20 protein-coding genes are annotated in these 18,660 nt (G+C 72.8%); 10 read left to right on the top strand and 10 right to left on the bottom strand.

Annotated elements, in window-relative coordinates; translation table 11 throughout:
* The first annotated feature begins 32 nt into the window (after positions 1-32).
* Together DVR05_RS21340 and DVR05_RS21335 are read left to right on the top strand one after the other, a co-directional pair.
* Positions 33-851 carry an SURF1 family protein gene (locus tag DVR05_RS21340; protein ID WP_116247682.1) on the top strand — a complete coding sequence of 273 codons (819 nt, stop codon included), beginning with the start codon at positions 33-35 and terminating at the stop codon, positions 849-851.
* Positions 835-1,665, top strand: coding sequence for a class I SAM-dependent methyltransferase (locus tag DVR05_RS21335; protein WP_116247681.1), 831 nt, complete (start codon positions 835-837; stop codon positions 1,663-1,665). The genes DVR05_RS21340 and DVR05_RS21335 overlap by 17 nt, the downstream gene beginning before the upstream one ends.
* On the opposite strand, the gene DVR05_RS21330 is transcribed toward DVR05_RS21335, so the two are convergent.
* The gene (locus tag DVR05_RS21330; RefSeq protein WP_116247680.1) at positions 1,652-2,209 is read right to left on the bottom strand and encodes an RNA 2'-phosphotransferase; all 558 of its coding nucleotides are present in this window, start codon (positions 2,207-2,209) and stop codon (positions 1,652-1,654) included. The two genes, DVR05_RS21335 and DVR05_RS21330, sit on opposite strands and share 14 nt — an antisense overlap.
* A 122-nt stretch (positions 2,210-2,331) precedes the next feature.
* On the opposite strand from DVR05_RS21330, the gene DVR05_RS21325 reads away from it, so the two are divergent.
* Both DVR05_RS21325 and DVR05_RS21320 read left to right on the top strand, forming a co-directional pair.
* A complete protein-coding gene (locus tag DVR05_RS21325; protein WP_116247679.1) occupies positions 2,332-3,141 on the top strand; it encodes a TIGR02452 family protein in 810 nt (269 codons plus the stop codon).
* A 70-nt stretch (positions 3,142-3,211) separates the two neighbouring features.
* The gene (locus DVR05_RS21320) at positions 3,212-3,661 is read left to right on the top strand and encodes a GNAT family N-acetyltransferase (RefSeq protein WP_116247678.1); all 450 of its coding nucleotides are present in this window, start codon (positions 3,212-3,214) and stop codon (positions 3,659-3,661) included.
* Positions 3,662-3,675: 14 nt separating this feature from the next.
* On the opposite strand, the gene DVR05_RS21315 is transcribed toward DVR05_RS21320, so the two are convergent.
* On the bottom strand, positions 3,676-4,047 hold the full coding sequence (locus DVR05_RS21315) for a hypothetical protein (RefSeq protein ID WP_116247677.1): 372 nt from the start codon (positions 4,045-4,047) through the stop codon (positions 3,676-3,678).
* A 78-nt stretch (positions 4,048-4,125) separates the two neighbouring features.
* Between DVR05_RS21315 and DVR05_RS27135 the strand changes: the two genes are divergently transcribed.
* The gene (locus DVR05_RS27135) at positions 4,126-4,866 is read left to right on the top strand and encodes a helix-turn-helix domain-containing protein (protein ID WP_232832252.1); all 741 of its coding nucleotides are present in this window, start codon (positions 4,126-4,128) and stop codon (positions 4,864-4,866) included.
* A gap of 90 nt (positions 4,867-4,956) precedes the next feature.
* Complete coding sequence (locus tag DVR05_RS21305) at positions 4,957-5,751, top strand: VOC family protein (RefSeq protein WP_116247676.1); 795 nt, start codon at positions 4,957-4,959, stop codon at positions 5,749-5,751.
* 18 nt (positions 5,752-5,769) lie between these two features.
* Here the strand turns inward: DVR05_RS21305 and DVR05_RS21300 are convergent, their stop codons facing one another.
* On the bottom strand, positions 5,770-6,255 hold the full coding sequence (locus tag DVR05_RS21300; protein WP_116247675.1) for an Lrp/AsnC family transcriptional regulator: 486 nt from the start codon (positions 6,253-6,255) through the stop codon (positions 5,770-5,772).
* A 193-nt stretch (positions 6,256-6,448) separates the two neighbouring features.
* Between DVR05_RS21300 and DVR05_RS21295 the strand changes: the two genes are divergently transcribed.
* Positions 6,449-7,753, top strand: coding sequence for a CynX/NimT family MFS transporter (locus tag DVR05_RS21295; protein ID WP_116247674.1), 1,305 nt, complete (start codon positions 6,449-6,451; stop codon positions 7,751-7,753).
* A gap of 69 nt (positions 7,754-7,822) precedes the next feature.
* On the top strand, positions 7,823-9,112 hold the full coding sequence (locus DVR05_RS21290) for an MFS transporter (protein WP_116247673.1): 1,290 nt from the start codon (positions 7,823-7,825) through the stop codon (positions 9,110-9,112).
* Between the two features lie 36 nt (positions 9,113-9,148).
* Here DVR05_RS21290 and DVR05_RS21285 read toward each other — a convergent pair whose 3' ends face one another.
* From DVR05_RS21285 to DVR05_RS21270, 4 genes are all read right to left on the bottom strand, one after another.
* Entirely contained in the window at positions 9,149-9,889 is a 741-nt protein-coding gene (locus DVR05_RS21285) for an anti-sigma factor domain-containing protein (RefSeq protein WP_198659279.1), read from the bottom strand.
* On the bottom strand, positions 9,886-10,491 hold the full coding sequence (locus DVR05_RS21280) for a sigma-70 family RNA polymerase sigma factor (RefSeq protein ID WP_116247672.1): 606 nt from the start codon (positions 10,489-10,491) through the stop codon (positions 9,886-9,888). Before DVR05_RS21280 ends, DVR05_RS21285 begins: the two co-directional genes overlap by 4 nt.
* 83 nt (positions 10,492-10,574) lie before the next feature.
* Positions 10,575-11,228 carry a fasciclin domain-containing protein gene (locus tag DVR05_RS21275; protein ID WP_116247671.1) on the bottom strand — a complete coding sequence of 218 codons (654 nt, stop codon included), beginning with the start codon at positions 11,226-11,228 and terminating at the stop codon, positions 10,575-10,577.
* A gap of 61 nt (positions 11,229-11,289) precedes the next feature.
* The gene (locus tag DVR05_RS21270) at positions 11,290-12,891 is read right to left on the bottom strand and encodes a molybdopterin-dependent oxidoreductase (RefSeq protein ID WP_369974566.1); all 1,602 of its coding nucleotides are present in this window, start codon (positions 12,889-12,891) and stop codon (positions 11,290-11,292) included.
* Between the two features lie 158 nt (positions 12,892-13,049).
* Here DVR05_RS21270 and DVR05_RS21265 point away from each other — a divergent pair, with 158 nt between their 5' ends.
* Positions 13,050-14,642, top strand: coding sequence for an OmpA family protein (locus tag DVR05_RS21265; RefSeq protein ID WP_116247669.1), 1,593 nt, complete (start codon positions 13,050-13,052; stop codon positions 14,640-14,642).
* A 76-nt stretch (positions 14,643-14,718) separates the two neighbouring features.
* Here DVR05_RS21265 and DVR05_RS21260 read toward each other — a convergent pair whose 3' ends face one another.
* Positions 14,719-15,507, bottom strand: coding sequence for an SDR family NAD(P)-dependent oxidoreductase (locus DVR05_RS21260; protein WP_116247668.1), 789 nt, complete (start codon positions 15,505-15,507; stop codon positions 14,719-14,721).
* Positions 15,508-15,638: 131 nt separating this feature from the next.
* Here DVR05_RS21260 and DVR05_RS21255 point away from each other — a divergent pair, with 131 nt between their 5' ends.
* Positions 15,639-16,304 carry a TetR/AcrR family transcriptional regulator gene (locus DVR05_RS21255; RefSeq protein WP_232832251.1) on the top strand — a complete coding sequence of 222 codons (666 nt, stop codon included), beginning with the start codon at positions 15,639-15,641 and terminating at the stop codon, positions 16,302-16,304.
* Here DVR05_RS21255 and DVR05_RS21250 read toward each other — a convergent pair.
* Entirely contained in the window at positions 16,294-16,992 is a 699-nt protein-coding gene (locus tag DVR05_RS21250; protein ID WP_116247666.1) for a hypothetical protein, read from the bottom strand. The two genes, DVR05_RS21255 and DVR05_RS21250, sit on opposite strands and share 11 nt — an antisense overlap.
* A 140-nt stretch (positions 16,993-17,132) precedes the next feature.
* Complete coding sequence (gene lpdA, locus DVR05_RS21245; protein WP_116247665.1) at positions 17,133-18,539, bottom strand: dihydrolipoyl dehydrogenase; 1,407 nt, start codon at positions 18,537-18,539, stop codon at positions 17,133-17,135.
* Between the last annotated feature and the right edge of the window lie 121 nt (positions 18,540-18,660).

The raw sequence follows: 18,660 nt of genomic DNA, 5'->3' as shown, positions 1-18,660 counted from the left end.
GTCGGCCGGGGACGTCTCATAACCTCGAAGACGTGCTCAGAGTCCTGTTCTCCTCACGCATGCTGGCGTTCCACGCGCTGGTCGTGCTCATCGTGCCCAGCTTCGTGTGGCTGGGCTTTTGGCAGTTGGACCGGTGGGAGCAGCGCAGCGCCGCGGTCGACCTGCAACAGGGGAACCTGGCCGCCGATCCGGTGCCCGTCTCCGACCTCACCGAGGTCGGCGGGACCGTGGACCGGGACGACCGGTGGCGCACGGTCGAGGCCACCGGCACCTGGGACACCGAACACCAGTTCCTGCTGCGCAACCGGGACGGGTCACGCGGGGTCGGGTTCCACGTGCTCACCCCGCTGGTGACCGACGACGGGGCCGCGCTCCTGGTCAACCGGGGCTGGATCCCGCCCGGGGAGACCGCCCGGGACACACCGGAGGTACCGCCGGTGCCCGAAGGGGAGATCGAGATCGAGGGCCGCCTCCAGTTCTCCGAGACCGAGGAGAACACCGGGGTGCGCGACCGCGGCGGCCTGCCCGAGGGGCAGATCATGATCGTCGACGTCGACGCGCTCGCCGAGGAGCTGCCCTACCCCGTCTACGCGGGGTACGTGGAACTCACCAGCCAGGACCCGGCTCCCGACCCGGCCCCCGAACGCGTCGCCGTGCAGGAGCTGGAATCGGGGATGAGCCTGTCCTACGCGGTGCAGTGGTGGGTGTTCACGCTCATCGCGATCGGCGGGTGGGTGTTCCTCGTCCGCCGCGAGGTGCGGGACGCGCGGGAGGCGGAGTCGTCCCCGGAAACGGACGGTGCGGGCGCCGGGCTCGTGGAGGAGGTGGCGGACCGTGCCGGACGAGGCTGACTACCCGGACCCGGGGCGGGTCGAGCGGCGCGCGGTCGACCCGGAGGAGAGTGCCCGGGCGGGTCGGCTGTGGTGGGACGCGGCGGCCGACGCCTACCAGGCCGACCACGGGGGCTTCCTCGGGGACACCGGGTTCGTGTGGTGCCCCGAGGGGCTGACCGAGGCCGACGCGGACCTGCTCGACCTGGCGAACACGCGCGGCGGACGGTTCCTGGAGGTCGGGTGCGGCGCGGGCCAGTGCGCCCGCTGGCTGCGGTCCCAGGGGGTACGGGAGGTCGTCGGAGTCGACCTCGCCCGGCGTCAGCTCCAGCACGCGCGGCGGATCGATGAGGAGACTGGGTTCGGGGTGCCCACGGCGCAGGCGGACGCCCAGCGCCTGCCGTTCGCGGACGCGTCGTTCGACGTGGTGTTCTCCGCCTTCGGCGCGTTCCCGTTCGTTCCCGCCGCCGCGGACGCGCTCGCCGAGGCGGGCCGGGTGCTGCGGCCGGGCGGGCGCCTGGTGTTCTCGGTGACCCATCCGGTGCGGTGGTGCTTCCCGGACGACCCGACCGAGCACGGGTTCACCGTGCACCAGTCCTACTTCGACCGGCGCGCCTACGTGGAGGAGGACGAACGGGGGCGGGCGGTCTACGTCGAACACCACCTGACCGTGGGCGACTGGATCCGGGGGATCACCGGGGCCGGGCTGGTCCTGCGCGACGTGGTCGAACCGGAGTGGCCGGAGGGGCACGACCGGGTGTGGGGCGGCTGGGGGCCGGTCCGCGGCCGGATGATCCCCGGGACGGCGATCTTCAGCGCGGTCAGGCCCGGCTGACGGGCGCCCCCAGGTACTCCGGCGGAACCTCGGGGACCAGCCAGACGCCGTTGTCGGTCACCCGGAAGGCGTACCCGTCGGCGTGCATCCGCCCGGCCGCGACGACCAGCACGACCGGTGCGCCGCGGCGGGCGCCGACCCTCCGGGCGGTGGCCTCGTCCGCCGAGAGGTGGACGTCGTGGCGGCTCATGGAGCGCAGGCCCTCGGTGGTGATCGCGGGCAGGAAGCGGCCGACGGTGCCGTGGTGGAGCAGCTCCGGGGGAGCGGTCGGCTCCAGCGCCAGGTCGACCGGGACGAAGTGTCCCTGACGCGCGCGTACGCGTGTGCCGTCGGCGTTGAGGGCGAACCTCTGTTTGTCGTTGGTACGGACGATCTCCACCAGTTCGGCGTGGGTGACGCGGTGACCGGCGCTGCGGCAGCCGTCGAGGAGTGCGCGGATGTCCGCCCAGCCCTGGGGGTCGAGGGTGATGCCCGCGCGGGCGGGGTCGTGGCGCAGGACGAGGGAGAGGAACCTGGAGGTGCGGACACGGCGCTTGGAGTCCATGTTCCGAGGATGCTCCCCCTCTGGTCGGCGTCGCCAGTGGTTTTCGGCCTGGCGAAAACCGGTTGGGGCGCGGTGCGCCGCCGGATAGGTTCGTGTCGGTTCGTGGACCGGAAGGAGAGAGCGTGTCACAGCGGCTGCGTCGCGTGTGGCGGGAGACCCGGGCCGCTGTCGAGGAGGAGCGGTACACGGTCGGCGGCCGCACGGTGGATCTGTCGGGGGCGCTCGCGGCGATGCGCGCGGGGACCCGGATCTACCCGCCCGAGGAGCTGCGGGACCTGGACCCGTCGCGGGGGGCGGGGCGCGGAACCCGGTTCGAGGTCACGGACGAGAGCACCCTGGAGGCCCTCACACGGGTGTCCGGGAGCGGTGAGGTCGCGGCGTTGAACTTCGCGTCCGCCCGGAACCCGGGCGGGGGTGTGGCCAACGGGGCCCGCGCCCAGGAGGAGAGCCTGGCCAGGTCGAGCGGGCTGTACGCGTCACTGACCGCCTGTCCGGAGTTCTACGACCACCACCGGCGTGAGCGGAGCCTGCTCTACACCGATCGGGTGATCCACTCACCGAGCGTCCCGGTGTTCCGGGACGACCGGGGCGGGTGGCTGCCCCAGCCCGTGGTGGCGGCCTTCCTGACGTGCGCCGCACCCAACCGGAGGATGGTCGAGCGCAACGCGACGGGCGAGGCGGACCGGATCCCCGGGGTGTTGGCGCGCCGGTCCCGGGGCGTCCTGGCGGTGGCCGCCGACCGGGGCGCGGACACCCTGGTCCTGGGCGCGTGGGGCTGCGGCGTGTTCGGGAACCGTCCCGCCGAGGTGGCGGGGGCCTTCGCGGAACACCTGGACGGGGAGTTCGCGGGGGTGTTCGGGCGCGTCGTGTTCGCGGTGACGGGGGACGACGCGGTCCGATCGCCGTTCCGGGAGGCGTTCGGGACGTCCTGATCCGCGCCGTCGCCCGTGCGGGGGCTATCATCGCCTGCCCGAACACCGAGGTGAGCAGGAGACCCTTCCCGTGTCCGATGTCAGCATCCGTACCGCCCGTCCCTCCGACCACGCGCGGATCATGGCGGTGTGCGACGACTGGTGGGGGCGGCCGATCGCGGGCGTGCTGCCCCGGCTGTTCCTCGACCACTTCCACGCCAGCAGCCTCACGGCCGAGGCCGGGGAGGAGCTGGCGGGTTTCCTCGTGGGGTTCGCGTCGCCGTCCCGGCCGGAGGAGTCCTACGTGCACTTCGTCGGGGTGGCGCCGGAACATCGCAGGTCGGGTCTGGCGAGTCGGCTGTACGAGCGGTTCGTCGACGCGGCCCGTCGGCAGGAGCGGACGGTGGTGCGGGCGATCACCTCGCCGGTCAACGAGCGGTCGATCGCCTTCCACCGGGCGTTCGGGTTCGAGGTGACGGGGCCGCACGCCGACTATGAGGCGCCCGGTGTGGACCGGATGGTCTTCGAACTCCGACTCTGACCCCTCGGACGGGGTCAGCCCGCCGTGACGGCGACCGCCACCGCCCAGGCGATGTGGACCGCGTTCACCGCGAGGCGGGCCACGGCGCCGCAGGGCCGGTCGATCAGGCGGGGCGCCGCGCGGTCGGCGACGCGCAGCGCGTCGAGGTGGGAGACCAGGTACGCGGTGAGCAGCGCGGCGGCGGCCCAGGCTCCGGCGGCCCGGGAACCGGGTAGGAGGATAGCGGCCCCCACTGCCAGTTCGGCCGCGCCGCTGACCGCGACCAGCGCGCCGGGGAACGGCATCCAGGCGGGGACCAGGGTGCGGAAGTAGGAGGGGAGGAGGAAGTGCGTGATCCCGACGGTGAGGAGGAGGACCGCGAGGGTGGCGGCCGCGGTGGCGTGCATGCCCCCACCGTGGGGGACACCCGCCTGTGGCGGATTGAACAAAGCGATCGCCGCGTCCTCTTCGCGTCGGATCCGCGGGTGACCCTGTTCGCCGACAGCGGGGCCGCCACCGTCACGGGGCACCGGCACCCGGTGGTCAAGGTCGTCCTCACCCTGGGCGGCGGGTGGGTGACCGCGCGGGTCCCGGGTCGACCGCCCCTGCGGGCTCCGGGCCTGCTCGTTCCGCACCAGGTGCCGCACGAGTGCGAGACGCCGTCGCCGTACGTGGCGCTGTTCCTCGAACCGTGGGCCGTCCGGGAGGTGGCGGGGCCGCTGCCGTTGGACGCCCCGACCGTCGCCCGGCTGCTCTCCGCGTCGGGGATCACCTCCCTGGACTCCGTGGACGGGCCCGTCGACCTCGATTCGGTCCGCCTGGAGGTGGAGAGGCTCGTGGGGCGGGGGCGCGGGGTGGACCCCCGGGTCGCGCTGGTGCTGTCGCGGCTGGCCGAGCCGGGCGACCTCGACGCGCGTGCCGTCGAGGTCGGGCTCTCGGGGCCGCGCCTGCGCGCTCTGGCGCGGGAGGAGCTCGGCGTTCCGCTGGCCCGTCTGCGGCTGTGGGCCAGGCTCCGGGCGGCGGTGGCGGACCTGGCCGACCACCGTGTCGCCCGCGCCGCCGCCGACGCGGGGTTCGCCGACCAGGCGCACCTGACCCGTACCGCGCGGTCCCTGCTGGGAAGGACGCCCTCCTCCCTGTGCCCGTCCTCCGGACACCGGTCCCTTCGGAGATCCCCGGTTTCCCCCGAACCGTCCGGCCGCCGGGCCGGCACGGGAGTTGTGTGAGTCTTTGCCGCGTCGCGGGCCGTTCCCGGCAGGGGGGAGGGAGAGACTCGGAGGTGGTGCGTTTCGTGGAAACACGCGGAAGGGGTACCCATGATCACCACCGACTTCGTCCCCGGCTCGCCCTGCTGGATCGATCTGGGGTCGCCGGACATCGAGGCCTCCGTCACCTTCTACCGGAAGGTGTTCGGCTGGACCGCCGACGAACCGGCGCCGGAGATGGGCGGATACCGGATGCTCCGGTTGGACGGGACCCCCTTGGCCGGGCTCGGGCCGCTGGCACAGGAGGGGCGGCGGCCGGCGTGGACGGTCTACTTCGCCACCGACGACGTCGACGAGACCGCCCGCGCGGTGGTGAGCCTCGGCGGCACGGTGCACGAGGGGCCGAGGGAGGTCCTCTCGCTGGGCCGTATAGCGTTCTGCGCCGACCCCCAGGGCGGGGACTTCGGGCTCTGGCAGGCGCGTGACTTCCCGGGTATGGGGATCACCGACCAGGTCAACAGCCTGTGCTGGGTCGAGCTGTGGACACCGGACGGCGCGGGCGCGCAGTCCTTCTACGCCGAGCTGTTCGACTGGCGCTACCAGGACTTCGAGCTTCCGGACAGCCCCGAGCCCTACCGGATCATCGCCCCGTCCGGCCACGCCGAGGGCCGGGAGTTCGGCGGGATGGTGGGTGTGGACCGAGCCCAGTTGGCGGCCAGCGGCGGTGACGGGGACTGGCACCCGGTCTTCGCCGTCGCCGACTGCGACGCGGCCGCGGCGTTGGTCACCGCGTCGGGCGGTCAGGTGTTCATGGGTCCCGAGGACGTTCCGCGGGTGGGGCGGCTGGCCCTGTGCGCGGACCCGTTCCAGACCGGGTTCGTGCTGCTCACGCCCTCGCCCGAGTGAGACCCGCCCCCGTGTGCGTCACCGCCGTCGGCGCCCCCTCGCCGTGGCGGGGGCGATGCGGTCGTTGCGCAGGTGTTCGTAGACGATCGACGCCCGCACGTCGGCGACCTCCGGGCGCTCCGTCAGCTTGTCGACGACGAACGCGTACAGGCTGTCGTTGTCCGGCAGCGCGACGTGGATCAGGAAGTCCTCGTTTCCCGAGGTCACGAACACCGACAGGGTGTCGGGCAGGGAGCGCACCCAGTCGCGGAACGCCTCGATGTTGTGCCGCGAGGGTTTGACGATGCGCACGGTGATGAGGGCCTGCACCGGTCGGCCGATGAGCTCCAGGTCGACGTCCAGCAGCGCGCCCCGGATCACCCCCCGCTCCCTGAGCGCGCGGGTCCGGTCCAGTGTCGTGGTCGGTGACGCGCCCACCGCGGCGGCCACGTCCCGGTTGGTGCGCCGTGCGTCCGACTGGAGTTCGGCCAGGATCGCCGTATCAAGTTCGTCAAGATCAGCCATAAGCCCATAGTAGCCGTATTAAATACGGAAAGTTGTGTATGGGTCCGCTGTGTGCATAACATTTCCTTGAAAAGGTCGTATTTGGCTCGCCCTGGGGAAGCGATCCTTCCCGGGCAGGCAACGTCGCCCGCCGGTCGACCCCGCTCTGATGCAGCGCCGCATCACCGCACAACAAGGGACGTCCGTCGCCGTCATGAGCGTTTCCTCCGTCGCGGCCGTCACCGACCGACCGTCGGTCCGGCCGCTCACCGCGGCTCCCACCGGAGCCCTCCGAGGCCGCATCCTGTCCCTGCTGGCGATCACCTGCGCGGCACTGAATCTGCGCCTGGTGGTCACCGCCCTGTCACCCCTGCTGACCACGGTCGGGGACGAGTTCGGCTTCGCCGCCACCGTCATCGGCGTGTTCGGCACCCTGCCGCTGATCGCCTTCGCCGTCTTCGGGCTGGTCACCCCGGCGATCATGCGCCGCCTGGGCCCCGAACTCACCGCCGTGCTGAGCATGCTGCTCACCGCCCTCGGTCAGGCCCTGCGCGCCTTCGCGCCCGACACCGGCACCCTGCTGGTGCTGACCGCCGTGGCCCTCGCGGGCGCGGCGCTGGGCAACGTCGTGCTGCCGCCCCTGATCAAGCAGTACTTCCCCGACCGCCTGGCCACGCTCAGCACCGTCCAGATGGTCGCCATCCACACCGGCGCCCTCTTCCCGCCGCTGGTCGCCGTCCCCCTCGCCGAAGCCGTCGGATGGCGCCCGGCCATCGGCGTGTGGGCCGTGATCGCGCTGGCGGCGGCCGGTCTGTGGGTCCTGCAGTGGCTGCGTCCGGCCCGGGGCGAGACCGCCCGAGCCGTGCCCGCCCCGCCCCGGACCGCCCTGGCCCGCCCCGTCTGGCGCGTGGCCATGGCCTGGCGCATGGCCCTGCTGTTCGGGATGGTCACCTGGAACGTCTTCACCCTCTTCACCTGGCTGCCGACCCTGCTCGCCGACGCCGGACACACCAACGCCTTCGCCGGGAGCATGGTGTCGCTGATGGTCGGGGTGAGCCTGCTGTTCGGCCTGGTCGCGCCCACCGTCACCGTGCGGTCGGCCAACACGTTCCCGATCGTCGCGCTCGGGGTGGCCGGGTACGCGATCGGCTACCTGGGCGTCGCGGTGGCCCCCGAGCACCTGACGCCCCTGTGGGCGGTCTTCCTCGGCATGGGCACCAGCCTGTTCGTGGTGACCATGACCATGATCAACACGCGCAGCACCACCCCCGGCGGGGCGGGCGCGCTCTCCGGTTTCGTCCAGGGGGTGGGCAGCGGGGTCGCCCTGGGCGGGCCGCTGCTCTTCGGCCTCGTGGGCGAGCTGACGGGCGGATGGGGCGCGTCGTACCTGTTCGTGGCCGGCGGATCGCTCGCGGTCGCCCTGGTCGTGGCCTACATCGAACGGACTCCGCGCACCATCGAGGCGGCCGCCGAATCCGCGGGCCGGAGTACCGACGGAGGCTCGTCCGTGCGCGCATAATGGCGGCATGAGATCCGTACCCCCCGATCGGCCTCCCGGACCGGCCCCCACGGCGTTCCACCGGTCCACATGACCACCGAGCGGCGGGGTCCGTCCGGGGCACCCGGGCGGACCCCGCGCGGTCTCGGGGCGGACGGTTCCCGGGCGCTGCTGCGCAACCGCGACTTCCAGGCGCTCTGGACCAGCAGGTTCCTCGCCGGACTGGGCAAGGAGAGCGGTGAGGTCGCCTATCCGCTCCTGGTGCTCCTCCTCGTGGAGTCGGCCGCACAGGCCGGTGCGATCGGGGCCGCCCAGGTGACGGCGGCTATGGTCTCCGCGCTCCTCGGCGGCGCCCTCGCCGACCGGATCAGCCGGCGCGCGGTGCTGCTCAGCTGCGACCTGGGGCGGTTGGCCCTGCTCGCCCTGTTCACCGGTCTGCTGCTGACCGGGCGCGCGTCGATCCCGCTCATCGCGTGCGTGGCGGTCGCCTCCGCCGCCATGACGGGGATCGCCAACCCGGTGGCCACGGCCGCGACCAAGCAGCTGGTCCCGGCCGCCCAGCTCGCGGACGCCGCCGCGCAGAACCAGATCCGCCTCTTCGGCACCACGGCCCTGGGCGCCCCGGTCGCGGGCTCGCTGTTCAACCTGGGCAGAGCGCTGCCGTTCGCCGTCGAGGCCGTCACCTACCTGGCCTCGGCCGTCCTGCTGCTGGCGGTCCGCCGCCCCATGCAGGCGGACCGCGCGGACGCCGGGGGACGGACCCTGAGGGGGATGGCCGACGGTTTCGCCGTGCTGGTCAGGCACCCCCTCCTGCGGCCGATGATCGCGTGGATCCTGGGGTTCAACCTGGCCTTCACCGCCACGGGCGCCTTCCTGGCGATCATCGCGACCGCGGAGGGGCAGGGCGCCTCCCACCTCCAGATCGGCATGACCGTCTCCCTGGCCGGGACCGGAGGACTGGTGGGGTCCCTGGCCGCGGGGACGGTGGTCCGGTGGGCCCGCCCGTCCGCGACCTTCCGCATGGCGGCGTGGTCGGCCCCGGTGGGAGCGCTCGCACTGCTCGCGGCCCCCAACGTGGTCCTGCTCGGGGTGGTCGTCGGGTGCGTGTTCGCCATCGTCCCGAGCGCCAACGCCCTGTTCTACGGGTACGTGGCGGCCTCGGTCGGCGACGCGCGGCAGGGGCGCGTCCTGGGCGCGGTCATGTTCCTGGCGATGCTGTCCCAGCCGGTGGGGATCCTCGGCGTCGGGCTCGTCTTCGACCACGCCGGGCCGGAGTGGGTCTTCCTGACCATGGCGCTCGTGTCCGGGGCGGCCGCACTGTGCACCCTCACCCCGGTGATGCGGTCCCTGCCCCGGCCCGAGGATGTGTCCGTGGCCTGACGGGGTGCGCTCCCGCCGGACCACGGACACCCGCGGTCAGCCGCCGAACGTCATCGCCGCGATGGGGTCCGTGGTCGGCTGCTCGGACCCGCCCTCGGGCTCGATCGTGACGGCCACGCCCTCGGCGCCCTCGGCGTCGGCCGCGGCGACGACGGGAGCGGCCACGCCCTCGGCGTCGACGGCGAGGAGACCGGCCGGCGTGACCGCCCCGTCCTCGTGGGTCACCCAGAGCTGGTAGTCCCGGTCCTCCAGGTCCTCCAGCCCGTGGGCGCCGAACACGACGCGGCCCCGCTCCTCGGAGTAGACGAGGGTCATGCTGACCCCCTCCTCCGGCTCGCCGGAGGTGTACTCGGCGTCCGGCGCCGTGAGCACGGACGAGATGAGCCGTTCCCGCTCCCGCAGCTCGCGGACCTGTCCGACCTGGTCGACCACGGCCGTGCCGAGGGCGACCACCACGGCCAGGCAGGCGGCGAGCACCAGCCACGGGCCCCACCCCCACGGGCGCCGGCGGGGCTCGGGCAGGCGTTCCGGGGCGGGCGCCAGCTGCCGGGTCCGCGACACCTGTTCCATGACGCGTTCGCGCAGGCCCTCGGGCGGGGTCTCGGCCGCCGTCGAACCGAGCAGGGCGGCGGTCTCGGAGAACCCCCGTACCTCCTGTACGCAGGCGGCGCACCCGGCGAGGTGGTCCTCGAAGCGCGTGCGTTCGTCGGGGGAGAGGGCGTTCAGGGCGTAGGCGCCCGACAGGCGGTGCGGGTCCTGGCTCAGTGATCTCCTCACCACTCCACCCCCAGGCAGTCTCGGAGTCGGATCAGTCCGTCGCGCATCCGTGTCTTGACGGTGCCCAGCGGTGTGGCCAGCAGCCGGGCGACCTCCCGGTAGGTGTACCCGCCGTAGTAGGCCAACCGCACGGACTGGCGCTGGAGGTCGGTGAGGGTGTCGAGGCAGCGGCGGACGCGTTCGCGCTCCAGCCGGTCGCCGACCTCCTCGGCGACCTCGTCGAAGGGCCGGTGGGTCTCGGAGGCCGCGGCACGGGCCTCCCGGTCGGAGCTGGCCTGTTCGGAGCGGACGCGGTCGACCGCCCTGCGGTGCGTCAGGGTCATCACCCAGGCGCGGGCGCTCCCGCGGTTCTCGTCGAACCGGCAGGCGGTGCGCCAGATCTCCACCAGGACCTCCTGGGCGACCTCCTCGGACTGCGCCGGATCGCGCAGGATCCGGCGGGCCAGGCCGTAGACGGAGGGGCTCACCAGCTCGTACACCTCGTCGAAGGCATCCTCGTCCCCGCGCGCCACCCGCCGGAGCAGCCCGGCGAGTCTGGTGTTCGGCGGGTGCCGGTCCACGGCCCGGGGCGCGGCGAGGGGCTCCGCGGCTTCCTCGTCCATCTGCTCACTTCCTCTCACGGCGGGCGGGGACGGTGTCCGGGCGGCCCGGCGTCAGCGCGCGGACCGCCCGGACGTCACGGCCCTCAGGAGGGCATCAGCACCGTGTCGACGATGTAGACCGTGGCGTTGGCGGTCTGCACGTTGCCGCACACCACCCGGGAGTCGCCGTTGACCGTGAAGTCCTCCCCGGCGCCCTCGGTGGTGACGTCCCCGCCCTGGAGCGAGGTGAACGTCCCGTCCTCCAGGTCGGACGGCGCGTGCCTGCCCTCCACGACGTGGTAGGTCAGGACCTCGGTCAGCTGGTCCTGGTCGGCGAGGAGGGCGTTGAGGTCCTCCTCGGGGATCGCGGCGAAGGCGTCGTTGGTCGGCGCGAACACCGTGATGTCCTCGGCCGAGTTGAGCGTGTCGACCAGGTCCGCCTCGGTGACGGCGGTGACCAGGGTGGACAGGACCGGGTTGTTCGAGGCCGCGGTCGCGACCGGGTCCTGGGCCATGCCCTCGAAGCTGCCCGCGCCGTCCTCGGGGACCGCGGCGCAGCCCGGACCGAACGCCTGCATGGCGTCCATGTCCTCGCCCGCGCTCTCCCCGTTGCCGCCCTGGGTTCCCCCGGTCTCCTCGGTCGCCTCGGGGGAGGCGGCGTCGGCGGCCTCGTCACCGCCCATGTCGCCGCAGGCGGTCAGTCCGAACGCCAGAACGGCGGCGGAGGCGGCGGTGGTGAGAACGCTCTTGCGAATCATGGAACTCTCCTTCAACTTGTTCAACTTCGGTGGCCGCCGTGGCGGCGAGGGGGGTGGTCTGTCACTCCGCGGTGAAGCGGATGCGGTGCCAGCCGGTGGCTCCGTCGGGAATCGGTTCGGCCCTGGCCGAGGGCTGTGTGGCTCCGATGGCGTCGGTCGCCCGGACCTCCACGGCGTGCAGTCCGGGGGCCACGGAGGTCTCGGTCACCCACTGGACCCAGGTGTCGATCCCCGGAACGCGGGCGAGCTCGGCCTCCCACCAGTCGCCGCCGTCCAGGCGGACCTCGACGGCGTCGACGCCCCGGTGTTGGGCCCAGGCGACCCCGGCCAGGACGACGTCCCCGGAGGCGACTCGGCTCAGCGGGGCGGGCACGTCCACGCGGGACATGGTCTTGATCGGCGCCCGGACCCCCCAGCCGCGTCGCGCCCAGTAGGCGCGCTCGTCGGCGAACCGGGTGAGCTTGATGTCGGTGACCCACTTGGTGGCGCTGACGAAGCCGTACAGGCCGGGGACGACCATGCGGGCCGGGTATCCGTGCTCGGCGGGCAGCGGCTCGCCGCCCATGCCGACCGCGAGGAGGGCGTCTCGTCCGTCCATGACCACCTCGGTCGGGGTCCCGCAGGTCCAGCCGTCGTCGGAGGTGCTGAGGATCTGGTCGGCTCCCGGGTGCACCCCGGCGCGTCGGAGCAGCCGGTCGAGCCGGACGCCCAGCCACCGGGTGTTGCCCGCCAGGTCGCCGCCGACCTGGTTGGACACGCAGGTGAGCGTGATGTCCGCCTCCTCCAGCGGCATCGACAGCAGTTCGTCCATGTCGATCTCGAAGGGGCGGTCGACCATTCCGTGCACGCGCAGGGTCCACCGGGAGGGGTCCGGCCGGGGAACCGAGAGCGCGGTGTCGATCCGGTAGAAGTCCGTGTTGGGGGTGGTGAACGGGGTGAGTCCCGGGACCCCCAGGTCCACCCCGGCGGGCAGCGGAGGCAGGGGGCGGGCGGGTGCGGGAAGTTTCAGGGCCGCGTCCGTGGAGGACCCCGGGAACCGGGGGAGCCAGTGTCCGACGGCACCGGCGGCGGCGGACGCCCCCAGGACTCCGGTGGCGGTGCGGACGAAACCACGCCTGCCGGGGCCCCGCGGCGGATGATCCGCCTCCCCTCGCGCCGCCGGTACCGTCGTCTCCCCCTCCTCCCCTGTGGAGAAGCCGTTCCCGGCGCTCCGCATCAGGAGCGCCAGGGCCGCCGCGCCCGCGACCGCGCCGACGAGGACCGGGACCACGGCTCCCGGGTCGTCGGCGCGGCGCAGGAGGACGGCGGTCGCACCCGCCGCCGCCAGGACCACCAGTCCGGCCTGGCCGAGGAGCGGGCGCCTGAGCGCGACGGTCCCCAGCACGGCGCCGGACACGGCGAGGACGAGTACGATCCCCGCGAGCAGCACGGGCTTGTCGGCCGTACCGAGCAGCGAGATCGCCAGCGCCATCAGCTCCGGTGGGCTGTTGTCGACGAGCGCGTCGCCGACGACGATCACCGGGGACGCCGTGCGCAGCGCGCCGGCGGCCAGCTCGGCGGCGCCGAGGCCGGCCGCCGCGGTGAGCAGGCCGACGGTCGCGCCGACGGCGAACCCCGGCTGGTTGCCTGGCCGTGTGCTGTCGTCCCGTGTCTTGGTGGTCACGTGGGGGATTCGCGGCCGGGCGCCGGGGCGGATTGGTCGACGGAAGGGAATTTCCCGCCGGGGTGCGGGGCCCCGACCGGGGGCGCGCGGTCGGCACGGGTGCCCGACTGGTGGAGGATGTTGCCGGTACGTCCCCTCAACGATCGGAGTTCCCCCACATGGCGTGGAAGACGACCGTCACCGCGGTCGCGCTGACCGTATCGGGAGCCCTCCTGCTCAGCGGCTGCACGGCCACCGTCGAATGGTGGTCCGAGACCTTCGGCGGCGACGGCCCGCCCGAGGTCAGGGAGGAGTTCCCCTACGTCCGCGAGGGCCGGATCTTCCAGGACACGGGCCAGGACAACGAGATGACTTTCTCGATCACCGGCCTGGAGCGCACCGACGAGTACACGGTCATGTACTACGAGGTGACCTACTCCGACGAGTTCTCCGGCCCCAACCGCAACCTGAGTATGGCGCACACGCTGGTGGACCCGATGACCGGCCGAGTGTACCGCCAGTTCCTCGACGAGGACGGCCTCAAGTACGGCTCCGAGAGCCCGAACGGGGACGGACTGTACCCGGTGCACGACGGGGTCACCAACGAGTACGTCCGCTACTACCCGCGCCTGCCCGACGAGGTCGAGCAGGTGACCTTCATCGGCAGCGGTCTGGGCGCCATGACCGGGATCCCGGTCCAGGACGTGGACGAGGAGCGGCCGGACCCCGAGGACCCGAACGGCGCCGACCACCTCACCCTGGACAACCCCCCGCCGCGCGGGGAGAACCTCACCTTCGCCAACCGCCGTCCCGACGAGGACGCCGTGGCCGACGAGGGCTGGGTGCAGAGCTTCGTCGACTCCCAGATCGCCTCCACCACCCGTGACGGCGACCGGGAGATCATCTCGTTGCACTCGGACGTGATGTTCGCCTTCGACAGCTCGGACCTGACCCCGGAGGCCGAGGAGGTGGTCCGTCGCGCGGCCACGACCCTGGCCGCCAACGTCGACCCCGACGACCCGACCATCACGATCATCGGCCACACCGACGGCATCGGCACCGCCTCCTACAACGACGCCCTGTCGGTGGACCGCGCCGAGACCGTCCGCGACCTGCTCGCCGAGGAGATCGGCTCCGGCTACACCCTGGAGGTCGAGGGGCGCGGGATGGACGAGCCGATCGCGCGCGAGGGCGGCCCGGACGACGAGCAGGCCCGCGCCCGCAACCGCCGCGTCGAGTTCTCCTACGTCTACGACGCCTCGTCGGGGGCCTCGGAGGAAGAGGAGTACGACGAGGACGCCCTGGGCGTCGCCCAGCGCAACGTCACCTGGCCCGCCCCCTACACCGACGACCCGGGTTCGGTGGTGACCAGCGGCGAGCTGGACGGGGTGCGCCTGGACGTCTACCCGCTGCGCCGCGACGGCGCGTACGTGATCGGGACGTTCGCACTGACCAACACCGGGGACGAGCCGACGATCCCGGACCTGGGCGGCACGGACGCGATCCTGGCCGGCGGCCCGGAGCAGTTCAACAAGGGCACCCTCGGCGGCTTCCAGCTGCTGGAGCCGGAGAACGGCCTGGTGCGGTACGTGGCGCAGATGGACTTCGGGGAGGGCCGCTACAGCAGCTTCGCCGAGGAGGTGCACCTGCTCCAGCCCGGCAACACCTACGATCTGGTCGCCGTGTTCCCGGCGCCTGCGGCGGACGTGGAGCAGCTGACGCTGCGCGCGGGGCCGTTCGGTGAGTTCGCGGAGATCCCGGTCGAGTACTGACCGGTTCCCCGGTGGAGATACGGGTGGGGCGCGGCCGCGGTGTGCGCGGCCGCGCCCCCGCTGTTCGGGGACCGGATCAGAAGTGCGTGCCGCCGTCGACGCGGATCTCGGTGCCGGTGACGAACGCCCCGTCCGCCGAGGCCAGCATGGCGACGACGGAGGCGACGGTCTCCGGCCCGGCGAAGCCCCCGCCCCCGATGGCGGGGCTCAGTTTGGCGAACAGGCCCATGTCGGCGTCCTCGGGCAGACCCGGACCGGCGCTCTGCCCGCTCGCGCCGCTGCCGTCCGTCATGCCGCTGGAGATCGAGCCCGGCTGCACGGCGGTGAAGCGGATGCCGTCGGCGGCGTACTCGCTGGCGAGCGCGTGGGTCATGGACTGGACTCCGCCCTTGCTCGCCGCGTAGGCGGCCATGTACGGGTGGGCGAAGGCGGCGGAGGTCGAGCTGAAGTTGACCACCGCCGGGTCGCGGCCCTCGCGCAGGTGCGGCAGCGCCTCGCGGATGACGAGGAACGTGCCGACCAGGTTCACCTGGAGGACCCGGGTGAAGTCGGCGGCGCTGGTGTGCTCGGTGTGCGAGGAGCGCAGGATCCCGGCGGCGTTGACCAGGGCGTCCAGCCCGCCGAGCTGGGTGGTGGCCGACCGGACGGCGGCGCGGACGGACGCCTCGTCGGCGATGTCGACGATCACCGTGCCGAGGCGGTCGGCGGCCCGGCCCGCCTTGGCCAGGGTGTCCTTCAGCCCGGCCTCGCTCACGTCCGCGGCGACGACGGCGCCGCCCTCCGACAGGACGCGCAGTGCCGTGGCCTGGCCGATTCCGGATCCGGCGCCGGTGACGAGTACGCGGCGTCCTTCGTAGCGGTTCATGGTCTGCTCCAGACTCTCGTGGCCGTCGGGCTGTCGTCGGCGGCCCCACTTCCATATACACGTTATGCACATGTGGCACGTCGTGCCACTTTGGCGTACATGGTCATCCCCACACGGCTATGCTGGTCGGAATGAGTGCCGCACCGCCGCCCGAGGCGCCCTCCGCACCCCTGCACGAGCGCCGACGACGGGCCACGCGCCTGGAGATCGCCCGCGCCGCCGCCGCGCTCTTCGCGCGGAACGGGGTGGACCACACCACCGCCGAGGACATCGCCCACGCCTCCGGGGTGGCGCTGCGCACCTTCTACCGCTACTTCCGCACTAAGCAGGACGCCGTGGCGCCGCTGCTACTCGCGGGGGCCGACCGTTGGCGCGCGCGGCTGTCCGAGCGGATGGCGGCGTCGGAGAACGAGGGGGCGACCGGGCGGGACCTGGCCGGACTCCTGGCGGAGTCGGTCGCCGAGACGATGGCGGAGGGCGACGACGGTGGGCCGGAGGGGCTGGAGTGGACGCGTGCGCTCCTGCGCGCCGCCGCGACCGACGAGGCCCTCCGCGAGGTCTGGTACCGGGTCAACCGTCAGTCGGAGGAACACCTCGCCCAGGTGTTGGAGGCGTGGCCGGGGTTCGTCGACGACCCCGTCGCCCACCGGCTGGCGGCGGCCGCCGCCACCGACGCGGTACGGGTGTCGCTCGAACGGTGGGCGGCCACCGACGCGCCGACGGAGGGCGACGACGGCCCGGCCGCCCTGGTCGACCGCTGCCTGCGGCTCCTGGCCGCGGGCGTGCTCAGTTCCTGATCCGCTCCGCCGCCGTCATGACGACGCGCTCCAGGTCCTCGCGGGGCACCTCGCCGAAGTAGGAGATCGCGGTCACGTGCAGCTCACCGGGGAGCGCCAGGTACAGGTGGCGGCTGGAGCCGTCCACGGTCCCCACGTACTCCAGGTCGCCGCCCAGGCTGTCGGCCTCGTCGGTGTGGTAGGTGTCCACGTCCACGTCGACGTCCACCTCCCAGTTCATCTGCTCCTCGGAACCGGGCACCCGGACCACGTCGGGGTTGGTGCTCGGGTCGGCGCCCAGGGTGAACACGACGGTGAAGGTCGGGCTGCCCGGCTCGGCGCCGCCGTCGCCGTAGGAGCACACGAGCTGCTCGGCGCCGTCGACGCCCTCGACCGCACCGGCCTCCTCGGTCAGGACCGGGCCCGGGGCCAGGTCGCCGACGACCTCCGCGACGCCCGCCGCCGCGCATGACTCGGGGAGGGTGTAGCCGGGAGCGTCCGGGTCCTCCTCGCCGTCGGGGCCGGTGCTGGGCTCACCGCTGGGCTCGGTGAGCGGCAGGCCCTCGAAGGCGTCGAGGTCACCGCTGGACAGACTCAGGTCCAGGTCGAGGTCGATCACGCCGAAGCCGACGAGGGCGACACCGCCGACGGCGACGGCGACGACGGCCGTGCCCAGGCACGACAGGGGGGTGGAGGGGATCAGACGCATGGGTGGCTTTCGGATCGGGGAGCGCCGGGCGGCGGGAGGAGGCCCCGGCGGGGGTCACAGGGAAACTTAGCAAGTCCCCCGGGCGCCCCGCCGACGTGGCCGAGCCCTCGTTCCCACCGCCCCGCGCCGCACACCCCGGGTCAGAGGTTGATCATGTGCCCGGCCAGGCCGTGCACGGCCTCCTTGACCGCCTCGCTGAGCGTCGGATGGGCGTGGATGTTGCGGGACACCTCGTGCACCGTCAGGTCCCACTGCTGGGCCAGCGTCAGCTCGGGCAGCAGTTCGGTGACGTCCGGGCCGATCATGTGGGCGCCGAGGAACTCCCCGTACTTGCCGTCGGAGATGACCTTGACGAAACCGCGGGTCTCGCCCAGGCCGTGCGCCTTGCCGTTGGCCATGAACGGGAACTTGGCGACCTGGACGTCGAACCCGGCCTCGCGCGCCTCGGTCTCGCTGTAGCCGAAGCTGGCGATCTGCGGCTGGCAGTAGGTGGCGCGCGGGATGAACCGGTAGTCGATCTCCTGCGTCTCGGCGCCCGCGATGGTCTCCACCGCCACGACGCCCATCGCCTCGGCGGTGTGCGCGAGCATGAGCTTGGCGGTCACGTCGCCGATCGCGTAGATGTTGGGGACGTTGGTGCGTCCCCGGGAGTCGATGTCGATCGCGCCCCGGTCGGTCAGCTTCACCCCGGTCTTCTCCAGGCCGTAGCCCTCGACGTTCGGCGCGAACCCGATCGCCTGGAGCAGCCGGTCGGCCTCCAGGGTCTGCTGCTCGCCCTCCGTGGAGGAGACGGTGACCCGGACCTTCTCGCCCGTGTCCTCGACCGCCTCGACGCGGGTGGAGGTCATCACCTTCACGCCGAGCTTCTTGTAGGCGCGCGCCAGCTCCTTGGAGACCTCCTCGTCCTCCAGCGGGACCATCCGGTCGAGGAACTCCACGATGGTGACGTCGACGCCGTAGTTGGCGAGGACGTAGGCGAACTCGACACCGATGGCGCCGGCGCCCGCGATGATGATGCTCTCGGGGAGGTTCTCGTCGAGGATCTGCTCCTCGTAGGTGACGACCCGCTCGGAGAGCTCCGTGCCGGGGATCAGCTTGGTGGAGGACCCGGCGGCGATCACCGCGTTGTCGAAGGTGACGGTCTCGGTGGAGCCGTCCTCACCGCGCACCTCGACGGTGTTGGCGTCGAGGAACGTGCCGCGCCCGTTGAGCTCGGTGATCTTGTTCTTCTTCATGAGGAAGTGGACGCCCTTGACGCGGCCGTCGGCCACCTCGCGGCTGCGGCTGTGGGCCTTGCCGAAGTCGAACTCGACCGTGCCGTCCACCTTGATGCCGAACTGGTCGGCCTCGGTGCGGAACAGGTGGGCCAGCTCGGCGTTGCGCAGGAGCGCCTTGGAGGGGATGCAACCGACGTTCAGGCAGACGCCGCCCCAGTACTTCTCCTCGATGACGGCCGTGTTCAGCCCGAGCTGGGCCGCGCGGATCGCCGCGACGTAGCCGCCCGGACCAGCGCCGAGGACCACCAGATCGAAGTGTCGCTGTCCCATGACGGGATCTCTCCTTGAGTGTGCTCGTGACGCACCCAGGCAGCCGGCAGGCCCGGGGTGTCGGATTGCCGAACGCCAGCCTAGCCGTGCGGCTCCCGCTCGTGGGTGACCAGGTGGACGG

Origin of the sequence: Nocardiopsis sp. FIRDI 009 (genome assembly GCF_003386285.1) — a bacterium.
GTDB lineage: Bacteria > Actinomycetota > Actinomycetes > Streptosporangiales > Streptosporangiaceae > Nocardiopsis.
This window is presented reverse-complemented; position numbering and strand designations above follow the sequence as displayed.